Raw genomic sequence first — 20395 nt, 5'->3', positions numbered from 1 at the left:
ACTCTCGTATGGAAAAGCAGATCAAAACGATTGGCGTATTGACGAGCGGTGGTGATGCTCCTGGCATGAACGCTGCCGTGCGCGCCGTAGTCCGTACCGGCCTGCATAAGGGTTACCGCATGATCGGCATTCAGCGTGGCTACAATGGCCTGCTGAACGGCGAATGCTTTGAGATGAACCTGCGCAGTGTGTCGAACATCATCTCTGCAGGCGGTACCATTCTGTATACCGCCCGCTGTCTGGAATTCAAGACCAAGGAAGGTCAGGACAAGGGTGCAGAGAAGTGCCGCGAACTGGGCATTGATGCGCTGGTGGTCATTGGCGGCGACGGTTCTTACCGCGGCGCTCGTGAGCTGGCCCACCGCGGCATTCCGATGATCGGTCTGCCCGGCACGATTGACAACGATATTTCCTGCACCGATTACACCATTGGCTACGATACCGCCATGAACACCGCGCTGGAGATGATCGACAAGCTGCGCGATACCACCCAGAGCCACGACCGCTGCAGTGTGGTCGAGGTCATGGGCCGCAACGCCGGTTATATTGCTTTGAATGTTGCAATTGCTTCCGGCGCTATGGCTGTTCTACTGCCGGAGAAGGAATTTGACATGCAGCGTGATATTCTGGATAAGATCGCTGAGACTCAGAAGACCGGCAAGCGTCACTTCATTATTATTGTTGCCGAGGGTGTCGGCCATGCACAGGAAATCGCAAACGAGATTCAGGCACGCACCGGCATCGACTCCCGCGCCACCATTCTGGGTCATGTCCAGCGCGGTGGTTCTCCCACTCTGCGTGACCGTGTGAACGCTTCTGCAATGGGCTACCATGCCGTGTGCCTGCTGGAGCAGGGTAAGTATAACCGCATCGTCGGCATGAAGGGCGAAAAGCTGGTGGATTACCCTGTGGATGAAGCTCTTGAAATGACTAAGACGCTTGACCCGGTGCTGATCGACGTGTGTAACACCATTTCTATCTGATATTTATAAAGCCAATACTATGGAGCTGTTCTCTCGAAGAATCGGGAGGACGGCTCTTTTTTGCGTTTTAACGCAAAAAATATATGAACTGACTGGAGCTTTCTGCATTTTAAAAAAGAAAAATCGTGGATGAAAAGTGCATAGCTTAAAATTGAAATTTGTGGAAGGTGGATTACGGGAAATTGTGAAGGAATACGCAGGGCGTGTTTTACTACTTTGGCAGGAAAATAACGATGATGCGTGAGGCAAAAATTGTAGCACAAAAAGCCAATTTTGTCTTGAACTTTTTGCCGTATGTGCTAGAATAAAAGAGAAAGGCATCCTTGTGTCCAACAGATATCTGGATGTGAATATTGGAAAGTAAATTCGGAGGTAATCACAATGGCTGATATGTTTGCACCGCTGGTAGCACAGCTGAAGGCAAATCCTAAGACGATCGTTTTCACCGAGGGCAATGATCCCCGCATTCTGGAGGCCGCTGCAAAGCTGCTGGCCGAGGGCGTGCTGAAGGTCGTCATGGTGGGCAACGAGGCTGAGTGCAAGGCTGCTGCTGCCGCCGGTAACTTTGATATTTCCGCTGCCGAGATCATCGACCCCGAGAACTATGCCGGTTTCGATGAGATGGTCAACACCATGGTGGAGCTGCGCAAGGGCAAGCAGACCGCTGAGGAGTGCACCGCTCTGCTGAAGAAGTCCAACTACTTCGGCACCATGCTGGTGAAGATGGGCAAGGCTGATTGCCTGCTGGGCGGCGCTACTTACTCCACTGCCGACACCATTCGTCCCGCTCTGCAGCTGGTCAAGACCAAGAAGGGCGCACATCTGGTCAGCTCCTGCTTCATTCTGGACCGTGACTGCGGTGAAGAGGGCCTGAAGCGCATTGCCATGGGCGACTGTGCTGTTAACATCGACTATACCGATACCATTGATAAGGCTACCGGCGAGGTCAAGATCGCCGCTTCTGCAAAGCTTGCTGAGGTTGCTATTGAGACCGCTAAGACCGCAAAGTTGTTCGGCATCGATCCGAAGGTTGCTGTGCTGAGCTTCTCCACCAAGGGCTCCGGCAAGGGCGGCACCGTTGCTTTGAGCCATGACGCTGTGATCAAGGCTCAGGAAATGGATCCCGAGTTGGCTGTGGACGGTGAGCTGCAGTTTGACGCTGCCGTTGCTCCCGAAGTTGCACAGGTCAAGTGCAAGGGCAGCAAGGTGGCTGGTCAGGCCAACACCTTCATCTTCCCCTGCATCGAGGCCGGCAACATCGGCTATAAGATTGCTCAGCGTCTGGGTGGTTATGCAGCTTACGGCCCCATCCTGCAGGGTCTGAACGCTCCCATCAACGACCTGTCCCGTGGCTGCAACGCCGACGAGGTCTACAAGATGAGCCTGATCACTGCCTGCCAGTCTTGAGCTGACTGATTGAAAATAGCCGCCGCATTCACCGTACAAAACGGGCAGAATGTTGAGGTCTCAAAGGCAGATTTCAAAAAATGAGTATAGAAAAGCTGAGCATCTGTGAAAAAGCAGGTGCTCAGCTTTTTGCATTTTCAGTTCCGAAAAATTCTACTCTTTTTGAGGGAAAAAGATGAGATTTTTGCTTTCCGCTTTTCGTTAGCGCTATTTTGCAACAGCCCCATTACAGGTTTGCTCAGTTCTTTTCGATATACACGCTGGTGGAGGGGAACGCAAAATCCACACCGTCGGCCTGCATGATGTCCATAATGTTCAGGTTCAGGTCGTTCTGCATCTGCAAAAATTCCGCGTAGGCGTTGGTCAGCAGGTAGGCGGAGACCAGAATGTTGATGCTGGAATCGCCAAAGTTTGCAAGCTGTACGATGTTGGTACCCTTGTTGGTGTAAGGGCTTGCGTCCAGCATGGTCTGCAAGTCTTTCATCAGCTGTTCCAGCTTCGGGCGGGTGGTGCCATAGGTGACACCCAGATTGAACTTGTAGGGCCGCATGGTGCGCAGGGCGGCGTTCTGCACGGTGGAAGAGCAGATCTTACTGTTCGTCACCACATTGATGGTTTTATCCAGCGAGCGGATGCGGGTGGAACGGAAGTTGATGTCGATCACTTCGCCTTCCACATCGCCCACAGTGATCCAGTCGCCCACCGAGAAGGGCTTGTCCAGCAGAATCACGATGCCGGAAAACAGGTTGCTGGCGCTTTCCTGTGCGGCCAGCGAGATGGTCAGACCAACCAGACCGGCACCGGCGACAATGCTGCCGATGGGAAAGCCCACTTCTTGTGCCAACGCTGCCACGCACAGCACGATCACCAGCACCTTGTAGGCGGTGTCCAGCAAAGAGCAGAGTGTTTTGTTGGAGCGGATCTCCGGGCTGCAGGAAGCCAGCAGCAGGTCGGCCAGATCCGATGCCGCATACAGGCCTTCGCAGACCAGCAGGGTCATGACAAGGCGGAAGCAGACCAACAGCAGCTTGGCAATGCCGGGAATGGCCCAGGGCAGGGAAGCTGCCGCCAGATATACGCCAACCGCAGTGCACATGCGCTGGATGGGTACCGCAAAGCTGCGCAGCAGGATGGGAGTGCCGTTAAAGTGCCACTTGCGGGCCAGCAATGCCGGAATGCCCCTTTTGCTCAGCCAGCGGCGTACCAGCCATGCGGCAAGCAGAATGAGCAGTGCGCACCCTGCGCGCGCAGCCAGTGCAAACCAGCCCTCCAGCAGTACAGAGCCAAGCTCAAACGAAAGATCACGAATAGAAAAGATCATGATAACCTCCTGAATTTTATACGACCCATCTATGATACCATACCGCACCCACCCGGGCAAGAGCTTACAGAGAAGGGCGCTTGAAAGAGTTACTTTGACATTTTTTGCACAAATTTTAAGATGCCCTCTTGACAAGCTGGGCCTGCCACGCTATACTTTGTGCCAGAAAGTTCGTTTCAGGGCGGGGTGAGATTCCCCACTGGCGGTAAAGTCCGCGACCACCCGCAAGGGTGCTGACCCGGTGCAACTCCGGGACCAACGGTATAGTCCGGATGCAAGAAACGGCAGGCAAATCGTTGTCTACGCGCCCTGTTGCAGTGTTTTTGTTGCAGCAGGGCGCTTTTCTATTTGTCCTTCCCGTTCCAAAAAACAAGATACGAAAAGAGCTTTCGGAACAATTTTTGTAAGGGGCATCTTACCCCGGGAAGGATCATTACCATGAAAAAAAGCACGACTCACAATCTTACTGTTGCCGCCATGCTCAGCGCGGTGGCCTTTATCCTGATGTTCATTGAGTTTCCCATTCCGATGCTCATTCCGTCCTTCGTCAAGATGGACTTTTCTGACCTGCCGGCTCTGCTGGGTGCCTTTGCTCTCGGCCCGGTGTACGGTGTGGTCATCAGCTTTATGAAGAACCTGCTGCACATCGTTATCAAGGGCACTTCCACTGCATGCGTGGGCGAGCTGTGCAACTTCATGCTGGGTGCGGTTTTCTCCGCTGTGGCAGGCGTTATCTATAAGCACCACAAGAGCCGCAAGACCGCCATCATTGGTGCTATTGCAGGCGCTGCAGCCATGGCTGTGTTCAGCGTACCGTCCAACTACTTCATCACCTATCCGGCCTATGTACAGTTCTACCACATGCCGCTGGAAGCCATCCTCGGCATGTATCAGGCCATCCTGCCTTCTGCAGACAGCCTCATCAAGTGCCTTGTCATCTTCAATATGCCCTTCACGCTGGTCAAAGGCCTGCTGGATGCAGTGCTGTGTATGCTGATCTACAAGCCGCTGTCTCCCATCCTGCACGGCAGAAAGTAACTTGTTCTCCATTTTTTCTTCTTCTCAAATCGTATAACCACAGCAAAACTCCCCGGTCAGGTCCCGCAGTGCGGTTCCCGGCCGGGGAGCTGTTATTCAGAGGAAAATATATCCGCCAGCGGTCGATCAGGCTAATGCCCCTTTGTCCAGCCATCTGCCGCGTACCAGCCGCACAAGGAACAGCACACCGCGCATGGTCAGCTCAAAGCTCATGGCCATCCATACGCCCACCAGCCCAAAATGCGGAGCCAGCAGGGAAGCCAGCGTGAGCCGGATGCCCCACATGCTGACAAGGTTCAGCACAAAGCATCCCGTGCTGTCTCCGGCACCCTGCATGGCACCGCTGGCAACGATACTGGCACCGAACATCGGTTCGGCCAGTGCTTCAATGCGCAGCACCTGTGCGCCCAGCGCAATAACTGCCGCATCTGCGGTGAAAATACCCATCAGGTTTGGCGCAAAAATGTACATGCCAACACCGGTCAGCGCCATGATGCCTATGCCCATGCCGGTGCACAGCCAGGCAAAGTTTTTTGCCATATCCCGACGGTTTGCGCCCACGGCCTGCCCCACCAGTGCAAGGGATGCATCCTGAATGCCATAGCCTGCCATGTAGCACAGGCTTTCGGCGCTCACGCCCAGACTGTTGGCAGCAATGGCGGTGGTGCCAAGGCCGGATACGATGCGGATGAGCAGCACCTGCGCCGAGGAAAGAACTGCACGCTCTGCAGCCAGCGGTGCGCCTACCTTCCACAGGTTCTGCAGGCAGGCTTTGGTAATGTGCCAGGAGCCGGGCTTGTGGATGCACAGCGGGCCGTCCCGCAGCAGTAGGATGGCAAGGGTCAGCACACCGCTGATAGCGGTAGCAAGGGCGGTGCCCAGTGCTGCGCCCGGTACCCCCCAGCCAAGGCCCCAGACGGTCATTGTGCGGCCAAACACCACCATCTCACGGGTGGGATTGATAAGGCAGAAGTTAAAGATCACATCCAGCACGCAGGTCAGCACGCTGATAAGGCCCGGTGTCAGGGCATCGCCGGAGGAACGCAGCATGGAAGAGTAGGTTCCCATGATCATCAAAAAGGGCAGGGAAGCCGACCAGATGGCAAAGTAGGCCGATGCATCCGCCTGCAGGGAAGGGTCGGCGCCCAGCCATCCGGGCAGAAAACGGCTGATGCCAATGCCGAAGGCCGCAGCTGCGAGGCCCACCACAAGGTTGAAGATCATAGATTGGCGCAATACACCGCGTGCATCGTTCTGCCGGTCTGCACCCAGATACTGTGCTACCTGAATGGCAAAGGACATATATAGACCGGCCAGCATTCCATGCATGAGCCACGTGCTGGAACTGACGATGCCAATGGATGCCGTAGCAGATGCACCAATATGCCCCACCATGGCTGCGTCGATGTACTCCACCGCAGTTACCACGATCTGCTGCAGGATGGATGGGATGCTCAGTGTGAGCACCACCTGCATGGTGTGCCGTAGCGGCACCTGTTCGCCCCGGCGCATCTGCGCCGAAAGCTGCTCAAGAGAGATGGACATGAGTTCTCCTTTTATAGAAACAAAAACTTTTTCGACAGACTGATATACTATTATAAGTGCGGCGCTGCAGAAAGTCAATCAAACGTGGATTTTTCTCCGGGAATGATTGATTTTTTATGGATAGCGTGATACACTTCTCTCACAAACATAAAAGAAAGAGGAACTTTGAATATGATCGAATTACTGCTTTCGGTCGTAGGACAGCGCGGTGTCGATGCTCTGGCATTCCTGCTGGCGTTTGCCCTTACGGCTTTGATGGACTCCGTTTTTCACGATAAGCTTCCGCACGACCATGGCCGCGAGTTTGCGGTGAACGGTGCGCTTTCCAAGGGTAAGGCCCGTGGTTCCGGCCTGATCTTCGTGCTGTGCATCGCACTGGTATCGCTGGCATTCCTGCCGTTCAAGGTGGAATACGTCATCTACACCATCCTGCTCATTGCATCCATGCTGTCCGGCTACTTTGATGATGCTGCTGAAACTGCATGGAACGAGTATAAAAAGGGTATCATTGATTTTGCCATTGCCATTGTTGCAGGTGTGACCTACCTCAACTTCAACGGCTGCGGTGTGAATTTCCTGCAGTGGAGTTTCACTCTGCCGTATGCTGTGTACCTGCTGCTGATCGTTATTCTGATCTGGACCAGCATCAATGTGGTCAACTGCACCGACGGCGTGGACGGCCTTTCGGCAAGTGTTGCAGTGGTGACCATCGGCACCTACCTGCTGGCCTATAAAACAGAGCTGGCCGAGTACGGCACCGCAGGCGTTGTGTTCATGGGTGCGCTGCTGGCCTATCTGTGGTCCAACGCAAAGCCGTCCAGCCTGCTGATGGGCGATGCCGGCAGCCGCGCAATGGGCTTCTTTATCGCAATGCTGTCCCTCAAATGCGGCCATCCGTTTGCCTTCCTGCTGGCAGCCATCGTGTTCATCGTGGATGGCAGTCTGGGCATCCTGAAGATCAGCCTGAAGCGCTTTTTGCACATTTCCATCCTCAAGAACACCCGCACCCCTCTGCACGACCACGCCCGCAAGAATAAGGGCTGGAGCGACGAGCAGGTGGTGGCCCGCTGGCTGATCATGCAGTGTGTGGCTTCGGCTTTGCTGCTGCTCATTGTCCGCGGCTAAAATATAGCAATCAAAAAAGACGCTTGGTCTTGTCTGAATATGTTTTCCCGGCAGGGAAGCATACAGCAGTGTATCAAGCGTCTTTTATTTTATAGTTCTATCATTCGTTACAGCCCGGCCTTTTTGACTGCAGCCTGCACGACATGGCCCACCAGCACCGAGGTGGTCACAGTGCCCACACCGCCGGGTACCGGCGTGATGGCATCCACTACCGGCTCTGCTTCGCTGAACTTTACGTCACCGCACAGCTTGCCATTTTCGTTCACATGAATGCCCACGTCTACCACGGTCTGGCCCTCACGCAGGCAGTCGGCACCCACGGCGCCCATCTTGCCCATGGCCACTACTACCACATCTGCTTCCTTGCAGATGGCGGGCAGGTTCTGCGTGCGGGAATTGCAGATGGTCACGGTGGCGTTCTCGCGGTCCAGCATCATGGCTGCGGGCTTGCCTACCACAAGGCTACGGCCCACTACGACAGCGCGCCTGCCGGAAAGCGGAATGTTGTAATACTTCAAGATCTCAAGGCAGGCCTGCGCGGTGCAGGGAGCATAGCCGAGATCGGTATTAGTGAACACACCGGCCAGAGAATCGTCCGTGATGCCGTCAATGTCCTTTTCCGGAGCCAGCGCCGCACGCACAGTGCGGTCATTGAACTGCTTGGGCAGCGGACGGAACAGCAGGCATCCGTGGATGGTATCCTCTGCGTTCACCTCGGCGATCACCTTCAGCAGATCGTCCTGCGAAGCATCGGCGGGCAGAAGAAACTGCTTTACCTCCACACCCACCTTGCCGCAGCGGGCGATCACGCCGCGCTCGTAGGAGAGGTCGTCCTCCCGCTCACCCACACGCACCACGGCCAGCGTGGGAGTGATGCCTTTTGCCTTGAGCTGCTCACACAGCGCCGCATTGCGTTCGTTCATAGCGGCTACAACGGGTGCGCCCTTCAAAATCGTTGCCATAATATTTTTCCTCACTTATTCCGCAATTTGTTCGTCACGGATGCAAAAACAGCGTCTGCCCGCGACACAAATTCATCCAGCAGTTTGTCTGTTTTTGCGTCCAACGCAGCAGCGCGCTCACGGTCTGCCATCAGCTTTGTGTTGATGAACACATTCAGGCTTGCGGCCTGCAAGGCTGCCTTGCACAGAGCGGCTGCACAGCCTGCGTCCGAGACGGCCATCACGCTGCCTTTGGCGGCGTATTCTTCCACCAGAGCAATGCCCTCGGCGCACTTTTCCATAATCTCAAGTGGCACGGCACAGGCGGCATCCAGCGCCTTTTCCAGCACGGCGGCTTTGTGTGCAGCCTGCTCTGGTGTGTCCTTGGGCAGGCCGTAGGCCGCAGCCAGCGGCGCAAAGGCATCGGCATCGGCCTGCACCAGCACCTCCAGCTCTTTGCGCAGGGCATCGGCCTTTGTGTTCAGGGCCTGAATGTCTGCTTCCACGGCGGCATATTTCTTTTTGCCGGTGGTCAGGTTGCCCACCATATTACCCAGCGCTACACCGGCAGCACCCACCAGCGCCGCCGTTCCGCCGCCGCCCGGCGTGGGGGCTTTGCTGGCCAGCTCTGCGAGAAATTTCTCACAGCTCAGCTTAGTCATTTCCATTTGTAAATACCCCTCTCTGTTACATAGGCATCCAGCCGCTGGTCGTGCTCGTCTACAGCAGCATGTTCCACCCGCTGTGCCTCAAATGCAATGCCGATCTTCACCGCGTTTTTGCAGCGGGGAAGATACCGGTCGTAATAGCCCTTGCCCATGCCGACCCGGAAGCAGTCTGCATCAAAAGCCGTGCAGGGTACAAGGATCAGATCCAGCGCTTCCGGCAGCAGAATCTCCGACCGGCTCAGGATGGGGGTGCGGATGCCGTACTGTCCCATCTCCCAGCCGTCCGGGCCGGGCACAGCGGCTGTAAGGGAATACGCCTCGCCGCACACCGGATAGGCCAGCGTTTTGCCCTGAGCTGCTGCTTCGGCGGCAAAGGCAGCAAGGTCGGCTTCAAAACCAAACGCTGCGTACAGCAGGATGGTCTGCGCATTCTGCACGGCAGCCAGCTGCCAGAGGAATGCGCACAAAGCGGCATTTGCAGCCTTGCGTTCTTCCGGGCCGAGAGCCTTGCGTGCGGCACGGCCCGCTTTGCGCTGGGTCTGCTTTGCTTCACTGACCGTCACCAGAGAACACCTCGCTTCATCTGAAGGTTGACTGACTTGAAAAATATACAAAAACGACACTGCATTTTTATACAAGTATAATAAACACTTCAGACGAAAAAAGCAAGCCTTTTGGCAAAATGGAAGTTGAAGATTCTGCAGCTTTCTGCTATGATAAAAGAAAGCAATTCGGTTCGTGCGCGGAGCAGGGTGGCTTGAAGAGATCCAGAGATCCGGGGCTTTCTCCGGAAATTGAGAGGGGTAGAATATTATGTACAATGAAATGATGGACACCATCGGTCTGGTCAATACCGTTGATCCGGAGTTGGCCGCAGCCATGGATCGCGAGCTGAACCGTCAGCGCCAGAACATTGAACTGATCGCCAGTGAGAACATCGTCTCTCCCGCCGTCATGGCCGCAATGGGCAGCATCCTGACCAACAAGTACGCCGAGGGCCTGCCCGGCAAGCGCTACTATGGCGGCTGTGTCTATGTGGACGAGGTGGAGAACATTGCCATCGAGCGTGCCTGCAAGCTGTTCGGCGCAAAATATGCCAATGTTCAGCCCCACTCCGGTGCACAGGCCAATCTGGCAGTTTATTTTGCTCTGCTGGATCTGGGCGATACTGTCATGGGCATGGACCTGTCTCAGGGCGGCCATCTGACCCACGGTTCTCCGGTAAACATGTCCGGCAAGAACTATAACTTTGTCTCTTACGGTGTCAATGCCGACGGCGTGATCGACTATGCTGAGCTGGAAAAGCAGGTTAAGAAGGTGCGCCCCAAGCTGATCGTGGCCGGTGCGTCTGCATATCCCCGTGCCATCGATTTTGAGAAGATTGCTGAGATCGCCCACGGCTATGGTGCATATCTGATGGTGGATATGGCCCACATTGCCGGTCTGGTGGCAGGCGGCTATCACCAGAGCCCTGTGCCGTATGCTGATGTTGTTACCACCACCACCCACAAGACCCTGCGCGGCCCCCGCGGCGGTCTGATCCTGACCAACAATCCCATTCTTGCAAAGCGCATCAATTCTGCCGTGTTCCCCGGCACCCAGGGCGGCCCGCTGGAGCATGTGATCGCCGCAAAAGCTGTCTGCTTTGGTGAAGCACTGAAGCCGGAGTTCAAGGAATATGCCCGCAAGATCGTGGAGAATGCACAGGCTCTGGCAGCAGAGCTGCAGGTACGCGGTGTCAAGCTGGTATCCGGCGGCACCGACAACCACCTCATGCTGATCGACCTGCGTGACGAGGAGTGCACCGGCAAGGAGCTGGAAGCACGTCTGGACAGCGTGCACATCACCGCCAATAAGAACACTGTCCCCGGCGAGACTCGCAGCCCGTTCGTGACTTCTGGCGTGCGTCTGGGCACCCCGGCTGTTACCACCCGCGGCATGGGCGTGGCCGAGATGAAGGTGATCGCCGACTGCATCGCCGATTGCATCTGGCACTACGACGAGAAGAAGGACGAGATCAGTGACCGTGTGCTGAAGCTGACCCGGGATTTCCCTCTGTATCAGTAAATATCGCATTGTTTGAAAGAGGAAGCGCCTTCGGGTGCTTCCTCTTCCTTTTTTGCTGGGTTTGTGTTACCATAAACGCAAAGACAAAAGGAGAAATGACCATGAAGCGTACAGGACTGTTACATCTATATTACGGTGATGGCAAGGGTAAGACCACCGCTGCCATGGGCCTTGCTTTGCGGGCCATGGGCAGCGGAAAGCGGGTGGTGATCCTGCAGTTCCTCAAAGGCGGCAAAAGCGGCGAGGTGCCGCTGCTGGAACAGCTGGGTGCAAAGGTGTACCGCGGCAAGGCGGGGCAGAAATTCGTGTTCCAGATGAACGAAGCGGAAAAGGAAGCCACCCGCCAGCTGCAGAATGCGAACCTCACAGCTGCCATGGCCGACCCTGCCGACCTGCTGATTTTGGACGAAGCGGGCAGCGCATGGGAACTGGATATGGTGGATAAAGCCCTGTTGCAAAAGGCTGTGCTGGAACGCCCGGCAGAGCAGGAATGCGTGCTTACTGCCCATGCTGCGCCGCAGTGGATGCTGGATGCCGCCGACTATGCCACGGAGATGAAGTGCCACCGCCACCCTTATCAGAGGGGAATTTCCGCCCGGCAGGGCATTGAATACTGACCACGGCAGCAGGATACCGGGTGCATGAGTGAAAAGCGCAAAAACCGGGATGGGGTATTTATCATCTTGCATTTAGCCCACTGGTGTGATATGATGAAGACAAGAAATCATGCGTGCATTTTCTGAGCAGACCCACCACAGAACAGGGAACCGCTCCGCACCGCTGCCGGGCAGTTCCTGGCGGCGTTTTGTTTGAAACTGCGGTTAGCGCTTCCTAACAGATTCTGCGTCAACGGGCCGATGCGCGCAGAAGATCTGGAGGAGAATAAAATGATTGAAACGATCGTAAAAGTAGATGGTATGATGTGCGGCATGTGCGAGAGCCATGTCAACGAAGCCGTGCGCAAGGCCTTCCCGGAGGTGAAAAGGGTGTCGTCCTCGCAGGCAAAAGCCCAGACGGTGATCCACTCGGAACAGCCGCTGGACGAGCAGAAGCTGCGGGATGCCATCAATGCAACCGGCTATGAGGTCAAGGGCGTAAGCAGTGCACCTTACGAGAAAAAAGGCTTTTTCTCGTTTTTGAAAAAGTAAGCAAACCTTAACACACATAAGGGAGGCGTATCTGGATGAGGATTCTGGTTTACGGTGCAGGCGTTTTGGGCTGCGAGCTGGCCCATGTGCTGATGCAGAACAAAAAGAACGTTGTCACGCTTCTTGCACGCGGAGAGTGGAAGGAAATGATCGACCAGAAGGGTTTGGTCATCCGCCACTGGGTGCAGCGCAAGACCACAACGGAACGGATCAAAACCGTGGACACTCTCGCCCCGGATGATTATTATGATCTCGTCTTTGTGGTCGTGCAGGCGGGCCAGCTGCCGGATGTGCTTCCTGTGCTCAAGGCCAACAAGAGCCAGTATTTTGTGTTTGTGGGCAACAACCCGCAGGCAAAGCAGGTGCTGGAATTCATGCAGCGCCCGGCGGATAAGATCGCATTCGGCTTTCAGGGCACGGCAGGCCGCCGTGAACACGACCATGTGGTCAGTGTGTACGCCAGTGCTGGCATGACGGTGGGCGGTGCCACAACTCCGCTTTCTGGCACCTTCCGAACCCGGCTCAAGACCGCCTTTGACGGTGCAAAATACAAGCTGACCTTCTATGGCGATATGGATGAATGGCTCAAGTGCCACATTGCATTCGTTCTGCCGGCGTGCTATGTATGCTATGCCTGCAACGGCGATCTGCACCGGGCCACCAAGCAGCAGCGCGGCGCCATTCTGGATGCCGCCTATGAAGCCTGCCTGATGCTCAAGGATGCGGGCATCCCGGTGAACGATGCCAACAACACCGATAATTTCCAGCCCGGCACATCGGCCCGCCGTAAGATGGAAGCGATGGTGTTTACCATGACAAAAACACCGCTGGGCAGATTGTGCGTTTCGGATCACGCCATGCACGCAGTGTCCGAAATGAAGTATCTGGACGAAGCGTTCGATGCTCTGCGCAGGCAGACCGGCACGGCAATGCCCATGTGGGAAAAGCTGCGCAATGAAATGCCCTCGTGGGATAGCCTGCAGCAGAACCGGAAAGCAGCAAAATAAAACAAAAAAGAAGCAAAGGCACTGCCGCTCCTGTTTTGGGTGCGGCAGTGCCTTTTTGCTTGGGTCTCATTTATTCCAGAAGTCCTGCAGGGCAGCGGCCAGCTCTTCGCAGCTGCGCAGATAGCGGATATGCCGCCAGTGAGGAGGGAACAGCCGGATGTATTCCTGCTGGGCAAACCGGTCGTCCAGCAAAAGCACCGCACCTCTGTCTTCCGGCGTGCGGATCACGCGCCCTGCGGCCTGCAGTACCTTGTTCATGCCGGGATAGCGGTAGGCATAATCAAATCCAAAGCCGTTCTGTGCGTCATAATAACGGCGCAGCATTTCCTGCTGCGGATTTACCTGCGGCAGGCCCACACCCACAATGGCGCACCCGATCAGGCGGCTGCCTGCAAGATCAACTCCCTCACCAAAGATACCGCCCATCACGCCAAAACCCAGAAGTGTTTCGGCCGGGTCCGGCACAAACTGAGCCAGAAATTCAGCCCGAGCGGCATCATCCAGACGGCTTTCCTGCACAAGGGTGCGAATGCCCGGGTAACGTGCTGCAAAATCTTCGTGTACCTGCCGCAGATATGCGTAGCTTGGGAAAAAGGCAAAGTAGTTTCCGGTTCTGGCCTGCACCAGCCGGGCCAGTGCATCCGAAACTGCCTGCACGCTGGCTTCGCGGTCGCGGTAGCGGGTAGAGATATTCGGCAGGCAATACAGCCCCAGATTTTCAGCCGGGAAGGGACTGTCCAGTGCGACGGCACGTGCACCGCTGCAGCCCAGAACACTGCGGTAGAACGAGGGCGGAGCCAGTGTTGCACTGAACAGCGCTGCGCTGCGCCCTGCGGCAAGGCTGGCATCCACAAAAGGTGCCGGGTCCAGACACAGCAGCTGCAATTCAAGCTCTCTGCCGCGCGCGGTAAGCTGAGTGACAAAGTGGCTGTCGTATCGTTCGGCGGCACGGGTGATGTCCTGTACAGCAAAATAAAGCTCCAGCAACTGTGCATGTACTTCGGCATCCGGGTTCGCTTCCAGCCAGTCCTGCAAAGGTGCCTGTACGGCCCGCAGCGGACTGAGCAGGGCAGAGGGCGGCTCCTGCAAAAACACAGTACTGTCCTGTGCATACAGCGGTTCGGGTAGTTCCAGTGCGGGGGCAGTGTTTTCAGGCAAAAGACTGGTCTGTGCCGGGTCTGCGGCATCGGTCTGGCTGCTGTGCCGGGGTGCAAGCTGTATGCAGGCTTTCCGGGCTTCCAGCAGGGCTTTGTCTGCTTTGGTCAGAGCGGTCTTTAAAGCACTTTTGCCCTTGCCCAATGCGCGTTTTGCCTCGGTCAGGCTGCTTTTACAAAAGCGTGCAGAATACATTGCTCTGGCTCTGTCGGGCAGGTTATGTGCTTCATCGACCAAAAACAACCAGTCGCCGGAAGAATCAAAGAACCGCTTCAGGTGCACCACCGGATCGAACAGGTAATTGTAATCCCCAATGACCACATCGCACCACTCGCTCAGGTCTAGCCCCAGTTCAAAGGGACACACCGAAAAACGCTTTGCCGCCCCGGCCAGCGCTGCGCGGTCAAAGCTGCCGGTACCGTCCAGCAGAGCTGTCAGTGCATCCTTGATGCGGTCGTAGTAGCCGTTGGCGTAGGGACAAAGCTCCGGCAGGCAGGCGGGATGTCCCTCTGCGTCCGGATGCAGGCAGACCTTTTCCTTGGCGGTCAACGTCACACTGCGCAGGGCAAGCTCTGGCTGGGCCGTATGCAGCCGGGTCAAGGCATCCTCGGCGGCAGTCTGGGTCGTGTTGCGGGCCGTGAGATAGAACAGCTTTTCTCCGTTGCCTTCGCCCATGGCTTTCAGCGCGGGGAAAAGCGCGCTCATGGTCTTGCCAATGCCGGTAGGAGCCTGACAGAACAGCCGCGTACCGCCCTTGCAGTCGGCGGTCTTGCCAGCGCGGCAGGCGCGGTAGATCTCGCCCGCCATAGCCCGCTGTCCGGGCCGGTACTGCGCAAACGGGAACTGCAGTGCCGCAAGGCTCTGAGTACGCTTTACATCCCACGCTATCCGGCGCTGCGCCCACGGAGCATACTGGCACAATAATTTGTCAAGAAATTCATCCAGCTCCTGCTGCGTAAAGCGGCGGATAAAGCGGATGATCTGATCGGTGTCTATCTGATAATAAGTCAGCCGGACGTTCAGTTCCGGCAGGCTTTGCTGTGTGGCATAAATGGCACCGTACACCATGCCCTGTGCCCAGTGGCAGGGGTTCATATCCTCAGTGATCTCTTCCGGCGGCACAGCGGTGGTCTTGATCTCATCAATGACTACCGTGCCAGTCTCATCGGTAAAAATGCCGTCAGCCCGGCCCTCAAGGGTAAAAGTGATGTCCTCTGCCTGCCGCTCTACGGAGAGAAATACCTCAGCCTGATAGCCGTCTCCGGCAGCTTTTTGCAATTTGCGGTGGATGTGGGCACCTTCCAGTGCACGGTCAAACCCCGTAAACCGGCTGTCAATGCTGCCGGTCCGCAGCAGAAATTCCACCAGCTGCCGGATGGGCAGATGAACCGTTGCCAAAGCATTTCACCTCCGCTTTTGGGATACACTGACGAACCGGTAATTTCTCTTCAGACACGATTCGGGCCATTCCATCGCCCGCCCTATTGCCTCACGGCAACAGGGTCCCACCCCAGCGGACGGTCTTCAGAGAAACTCCCGGTTCGTCGACGTAAACTGATTATTTCAGGCCGAACATCTCCATGCATTCTGCTGCCGCTTCATCCACTTTGCCAAAATCCACCGCTGCACGGTAATAGGTCTCCAACTCATCGTGGCAGCTCTTGGCCTGTGCCATCAGGGCACTGGCCTGTTCCAGCAGTTCGGCGGCAGCACGCTCGTTAAAGCGCAGCCGTGCCCGGTACGCTGCCAGATTTTCCCTGTCAAGGAAGCGGGTGCACCGCACAGCCTGCACACTGGGCAGATGCACCGGATGCCAGCGATTATCCGTCAGGAAGGCAAGCTTCAACTCCGGGATCAGGATATGGTCGATCTTATCCTCCGGGTGCATGGCGCATGGACAGGTAATAATGTGGTAGCCCCGCGTCAGGGCTTCGGCACGAATCAGCTCCAGCAGCAGGCGGGACACCGCGCCGTAGTCATCCCGGAACACGATAAACTTATCCGCCAATGCCTGTGCAGTGCCCTGATAAAACATTTCACCCTTGGGGGTGACGGCGGAAAGCAGGCGCAGCTCTTCGCTGCCAATGCCTTCCGTGCGCGGCATCACCCGGGTGCACAGCCGTTTGACATAACGGCGCACCTTGTCAAAATTGGCGCTGCAGGCTTCGGCGCGGCGGCTGTCCAGCAAAAGGCTGCCTGCCGATGCAATATATCGTGCAGCGCGGCTGCGCAGCAGGGCGTTGCGGGCAAACAGCGCCTTGACCTCATCGGTGCACTGGTGCAGCTTTTCTGCATCGATAGTGTGGTACAAACTCACCACCACTTCGTCCGCACCGGGAGCATCCGGCTCCACCACATGGGGCGCAGTGGCATCCACGATGGCCCTGTGCTGCCCGGGCAGGATCACGCCGTCCAGACTGTCCGGGTCGCTGGCACAGTGGATGCGCTGCGTCAGTTCGCCGCGCTGTTCGGCAGCACGGGCAAGCCGCTTCATCAGGGTGGATTTGCCGCAGCCCGGCCCGCTTTTGATCAGGTACATCTGCATACCGGGTTCGTGGCGCAGCGGTTCAAAATAGCCCTTGAAACCGGCAGGCGTTGTGGCACCCAGAAAGAAATCAATGGAATCATGTCGTGCAGTTTCCATAATCGAACACCTCTCTTTTTGTTTTAGAGTATGCAAAAGGAAGGTGTTTGGTTCTTGCAGCGGGAATGATTCAGTCTTTATGATAGGTGTGTTTGCACACCGTTTCAATGTTGTCCCGCAGGGCAGTAAAATCAGCAAAGGCTGCAGGCTTGTTCTGCGGGCTGCGCAGCAGAGCGGCGGGGTGGAAGGTACCCATGAACAGGATGCCGCCCTTTTCGTACAGCTGGCCATGCTCCTTGGTCACGGAGAAATCCTTTCGGATCATCCGCTGGGCGGCAATGCGGCCAAGGCAGACCACGATCTTTGGCTTCAGCAGGCGGAACTGCTCCCGCAGCCAGGGCATACAGGCTTCGCTCTCAGCAGGCTGGGGGTCACGGTTCTGCGGCGGGCGGCACTTGACGATGTTTGCAATATAGCAGTTCTTCGTGCGGTCAAGGTCGATGGCAAACAGATATTTGTCCAGCAGCTGGCCGCTGCGCCCCACAAAGGGCAGACCCTGCTCATCCTCATTCTGGCCGGGGCCTTCGCCCACAAACAGAACTTCGGCATCTTCCACACCCTGACCGAACACCACATTGGTGCGGGTCTTGCACAGCTCGCAGCGGGTGCAGGCAAGACAGCTTGATCTTAATGTTTCCCAATCCATGGCAGCTTGATCTCCTCTTGAAACGGTATGATACTTAATTCACAAATCGGAACAGCTTTTCTCCTAAAATAATAGTACAAAATCTAGGATGGTACGATGCATTGCATGAAATGACGAATCCACTCAATGCCTCTTTCAATGCCTCTTTTAGTATACGACTTTTCGGCAACATCATCAATACAGTGGCCGACAATCTTTTTAATGACATGCTCATCCACACCGGCTTTCTTTGCCGTGGTGACGAACGGAACACGACCATCATGAGGACGATGCCGGGGGTAAAGGCCTGAAGCATTCACGACGAATGCGTTGCCCTTTCTGTGTGTGTTTTGGCTGGTGACTTAACGATACCACAGGACGATTCACTCGTCATGGATGTTGAGAAATCACACGATAATACGTTGCTTTATTAAAAGAATAAACAAAGAGTATCTCCACGTGTTGATTTTAAATCAATCCGCAGCGATGATTGAAAACGATTACACGTGCAGATTTCAAAGCACTTATACAAATTGTATCCGTTTTCTCTTTGCAGAGCGCGGCTGGATGTGTTATAATCAAAATAGTTTTCTGCGATGCATTTTCAGGCGGTAGTGCCGGACGGCAGCGCGGGAGAAACCGGATAGCGGGAGAGTGGAACGTTTGGAGTTGGAACAGGCAAAAAAGCGCGTGGAAGAATTGCGCGCTGTGATTGAGAAAAACAATCGGCTTTACTATGACCAGGATGCCCCGGAGCTTGAAGATTTTGAGTATGATGCTCTGACCCGGGAACTGAAAGAATTGGAAGCGCAGTTTCCGCAGCTGGTCACGGCATCATCGCCTACCCAGAAGGTAGGCGGCACGGCCAGCAGCAAGCTGCCCAAGGTGACCCATGCGGTAAAAATGGAAAGCCTGCTGGATGCATTTTCGTATGATGAGCTGCGGGATTTTGACCGCCGCGTGCGGGAAGCCGGCATAGAGCCGGAGTATGTGGTGGAGATCAAGATCGATGGCCTTTCCTGCAGTCTGGAATACGAAAACGGTGAGCTGGTTCGTGCCTCTACCCGCGGCGATGGCGTGGTGGGCGAGGACGTGACCGCCAATGTCCGCGCCATCCGCAGCATTCCCAAAAAGTTGAAGGATGCACCGGAATTTCTGGAAGTGCGCGGTGAGGTATATATGCCGCATGGCGCGTTCCAGAAGCTGTGTGCGGAGCAGGAGCTGCAGGGTGCAGCGCCCTTTAAAAATCCGCGCAATGCGGCTGCCGGTTCGCTGCGCCAGAAGGATGCAAAGATCACCGGAAGCCGGGGCCTTTCTATCTTTGTTTTCAATGTGCAGCAGATCCGCGGCAAAACGCTTACCAAGCATGCTGAAAGTCTGGATTACCTCAAGAGCCTTGGCCTGCCGGTCTCGCCGCGCTATCATATCGTGCATGACATTGAGCAGGCCATTGCCGAGATCGAGCAGATCGGTCAGCACCGTGCCAAACTGGATTTTGATATGGATGGTGCAGTAATCAAGGTGAACGATTTTGCACAGCGCGATTTGATGGGTTCCACCAACAAATTCCCACGCTGGGCAATTGCGTTTAAGTATCCGCCAGAGGTAAAGGAGACAACGCTGCGCAGCATTGAGGTCGCAGTTGGCCGCACCGGTGTTCTTACCCCGACGGCCTGCTTTGACCCTGTCTTTCTGGCGGGTACTACCGTTGCCCGCGCGACCCTGCACAATGAGGATTTTATCCATCAGTTTGGCCTTTGCATCGGCGATACCATTCAGGTGCGCAAGGCGGGTGATATCATCCCGGAAGTGATCGGTGTTACCAATCACGCAGAGGATGCACAGCCCTATGAGATGCCCGCGGTCTGTCCCTCCTGCGGTGCGCCAGTTGTTCATCTGGAGGATGAAGCAGCTCTGCGCTGTGTTAACCCCGAGTGCCCGGCACAGGCACTGCGCAATATCATCCATTTTGCTTCCCGCGATGCAATGGATATCGAGGGCCTTGGCACAGCAGTTGCCACCCAGCTGGTGGAGAAGGACATGGTGCACTCCGCAGCGGATATCTACACGCTGACGCGGGAACAGCTGCTGACGCTGGATAAGTTCAAGGAAAAGAGCGCCGATAACCTGCTGAACGCCATCGAGGCTTCCAAGCAGAACAATCTGGATAAGCTCCTGTTCGGCTTTGGCATCCGCAACATTGGCGATAAAGCTGCGGCCCTGCTGGCAGAGCATTTCGGTACGCTGCAGGCTGTCCGGGAAGCAAGTGCAGAGCAGATCAGCGAGATCGATGGGTTTGGCGGCGTAATGGCGCAGAGCGTCGTGGAATTCTTTGCAAAAGAGGGAACGACCGACCTTGTCCATCGTCTGGCCGATGCCGGATTGAATATGCAGTGGAAGGGCGAACCGAAGGGTGATAAGCTGGCAGGGAAAACGCTGGTGGTCACCGGCACGCTGGAAACTCTTTCCCGCAATGAGGCGGAAGCACTGATCGTGAAAAACGGTGGTAAGGCTAGCGGTTCTGTTTCAAAGAAAACGGCCTATGTTGTGGCAGGCACGGCAGCAGGCTCCAAACTGACCAAGGCGCAGGCGCTTGGCATCCCGGTGCTGACCGAGGCAGAATTTCTGGCAATGATCAGCGACGAAAACACCTGATAAAACCGCTCCAATGGATATCCCCGCAGTTTTGTGCTGCGGGGATATTTTTATGTCCGCAGGTTC

At 55.9% G+C, this 20395-nt stretch carries 17 protein-coding genes and 1 riboswitch; of the genes, 9 read left to right on the top strand and 8 right to left on the bottom strand.

Going from position 1 to position 20395, the window contains the following annotated elements:
* Positions 1–8: 8 nt before the first annotated feature.
* Positions 9–983, top strand: coding sequence for a 6-phosphofructokinase (pfkA, locus tag PXT33_RS08370; protein WP_005941980.1), 975 nt, complete (start codon positions 9–11; stop codon positions 981–983).
* Between the two features lie 381 nt (positions 984–1364).
* Positions 1365–2390 (top strand): phosphate acetyltransferase, encoded by a 1026-nt coding sequence (gene pta / locus PXT33_RS08365; protein ID WP_005941982.1) that lies wholly within the window; start codon positions 1365–1367, stop codon positions 2388–2390.
* 238 nt (positions 2391–2628) lie between these two features.
* On the opposite strand, the gene PXT33_RS08360 is transcribed toward pta, so the two are convergent.
* Positions 2629–3711, bottom strand: coding sequence for a mechanosensitive ion channel family protein (locus PXT33_RS08360; protein ID WP_044953685.1), 1083 nt, complete (start codon positions 3709–3711; stop codon positions 2629–2631).
* Between the two features lie 168 nt (positions 3712–3879).
* A riboswitch (FMN riboswitch) is annotated at positions 3880–3999 on the top strand.
* A 150-nt stretch (positions 4000–4149) separates the two neighbouring features.
* Between PXT33_RS08360 and PXT33_RS08355 the strand changes: the two genes are divergently transcribed.
* Positions 4150–4749 carry an ECF transporter S component gene (locus PXT33_RS08355; protein ID WP_005941988.1) on the top strand — a complete coding sequence of 200 codons (600 nt, stop codon included), beginning with the start codon at positions 4150–4152 and terminating at the stop codon, positions 4747–4749.
* 126 nt (positions 4750–4875) lie between these two features.
* On the opposite strand, the gene PXT33_RS08350 is transcribed toward PXT33_RS08355, so the two are convergent.
* Positions 4876–6294 (bottom strand): MATE family efflux transporter, encoded by a 1419-nt coding sequence (locus tag PXT33_RS08350; protein ID WP_332376323.1) that lies wholly within the window; start codon positions 6292–6294, stop codon positions 4876–4878.
* A gap of 171 nt (positions 6295–6465) precedes the next feature.
* On the opposite strand from PXT33_RS08350, the gene PXT33_RS08345 reads away from it, so the two are divergent.
* Positions 6466–7419: a phospho-N-acetylmuramoyl-pentapeptide-transferase gene (locus PXT33_RS08345; RefSeq protein WP_097775477.1), complete on the top strand. Its 954-nt coding sequence runs from the start codon at positions 6466–6468 to the stop codon at positions 7417–7419.
* 107 nt (positions 7420–7526) lie between these two features.
* Here the strand turns inward: PXT33_RS08345 and PXT33_RS08340 are convergent, their stop codons facing one another.
* The 3 genes from PXT33_RS08340 to PXT33_RS08330 are packed head-to-tail and all read right to left on the bottom strand — an operon-like array spanning position 7527 to position 9591.
* On the bottom strand, positions 7527–8381 hold the full coding sequence (locus PXT33_RS08340; protein WP_332376322.1) for a tetrahydrofolate dehydrogenase/cyclohydrolase catalytic domain-containing protein: 855 nt from the start codon (positions 8379–8381) through the stop codon (positions 7527–7529).
* A gap of 11 nt (positions 8382–8392) precedes the next feature.
* Complete coding sequence (locus PXT33_RS08335; protein ID WP_154259869.1) at positions 8393–9028, bottom strand: cyclodeaminase/cyclohydrolase family protein; 636 nt, start codon at positions 9026–9028, stop codon at positions 8393–8395.
* Complete coding sequence (locus PXT33_RS08330; protein WP_332376321.1) at positions 9019–9591, bottom strand: 5-formyltetrahydrofolate cyclo-ligase; 573 nt, start codon at positions 9589–9591, stop codon at positions 9019–9021. Before PXT33_RS08330 ends, PXT33_RS08335 begins: the two co-directional genes overlap by 10 nt.
* Before the next feature lie 250 nt (positions 9592–9841).
* Here PXT33_RS08330 and glyA point away from each other — a divergent pair, with 250 nt between their 5' ends.
* The 4 genes from glyA (at position 9842) to PXT33_RS08310 (ending at position 13250) form a co-directional block, all read left to right on the top strand.
* Positions 9842–11095 (top strand): serine hydroxymethyltransferase, encoded by a 1254-nt coding sequence (glyA, locus tag PXT33_RS08325; protein ID WP_332376320.1) that lies wholly within the window; start codon positions 9842–9844, stop codon positions 11093–11095.
* A gap of 101 nt (positions 11096–11196) precedes the next feature.
* A complete protein-coding gene (locus PXT33_RS08320; RefSeq protein ID WP_097775481.1) occupies positions 11197–11712 on the top strand; it encodes a cob(I)yrinic acid a,c-diamide adenosyltransferase in 516 nt (171 codons plus the stop codon).
* A 270-nt stretch (positions 11713–11982) separates the two neighbouring features.
* Positions 11983–12243 (top strand): heavy-metal-associated domain-containing protein, encoded by a 261-nt coding sequence (locus PXT33_RS08315; protein ID WP_044953687.1) that lies wholly within the window; start codon positions 11983–11985, stop codon positions 12241–12243.
* 35 nt (positions 12244–12278) lie between these two features.
* Complete coding sequence (locus tag PXT33_RS08310) at positions 12279–13250, top strand: ketopantoate reductase family protein (RefSeq protein WP_097775482.1); 972 nt, start codon at positions 12279–12281, stop codon at positions 13248–13250.
* 66 nt (positions 13251–13316) lie between these two features.
* Here the strand turns inward: PXT33_RS08310 and PXT33_RS08305 are convergent, their stop codons facing one another.
* The 3 genes from PXT33_RS08305 to PXT33_RS08295 all read right to left on the bottom strand — a co-directional run bounded on the left by PXT33_RS08305 (position 13317) and on the right by PXT33_RS08295 (position 17695).
* Positions 13317–15803, bottom strand: coding sequence for an ATP-dependent DNA helicase (locus tag PXT33_RS08305; RefSeq protein ID WP_332376319.1), 2487 nt, complete (start codon positions 15801–15803; stop codon positions 13317–13319).
* Between the two features lie 160 nt (positions 15804–15963).
* Complete coding sequence (locus PXT33_RS08300) at positions 15964–17049, bottom strand: hypothetical protein (RefSeq protein ID WP_097781765.1); 1086 nt, start codon at positions 17047–17049, stop codon at positions 15964–15966.
* Positions 17050–17119: 70 nt separating this feature from the next.
* A complete protein-coding gene (locus PXT33_RS08295; RefSeq protein ID WP_005942018.1) occupies positions 17120–17695 on the bottom strand; it encodes a uracil-DNA glycosylase family protein in 576 nt (191 codons plus the stop codon).
* 633 nt (positions 17696–18328) lie between these two features.
* Between PXT33_RS08295 and ligA the strand changes: the two genes are divergently transcribed.
* The gene (gene ligA, locus PXT33_RS08290) at positions 18329–20329 is read left to right on the top strand and encodes an NAD-dependent DNA ligase LigA (protein WP_332376317.1); all 2001 of its coding nucleotides are present in this window, start codon (positions 18329–18331) and stop codon (positions 20327–20329) included.
* Positions 20330–20395 lie beyond the last annotated feature (66 nt).

Source organism: Faecalibacterium taiwanense, assembly GCF_036632915.2.
In the GTDB taxonomy this organism is placed as follows: Bacteria; Bacillota; Clostridia; order Oscillospirales; family Ruminococcaceae; genus Faecalibacterium; species Faecalibacterium taiwanense.
This window is presented reverse-complemented; position numbering and strand designations above follow the sequence as displayed.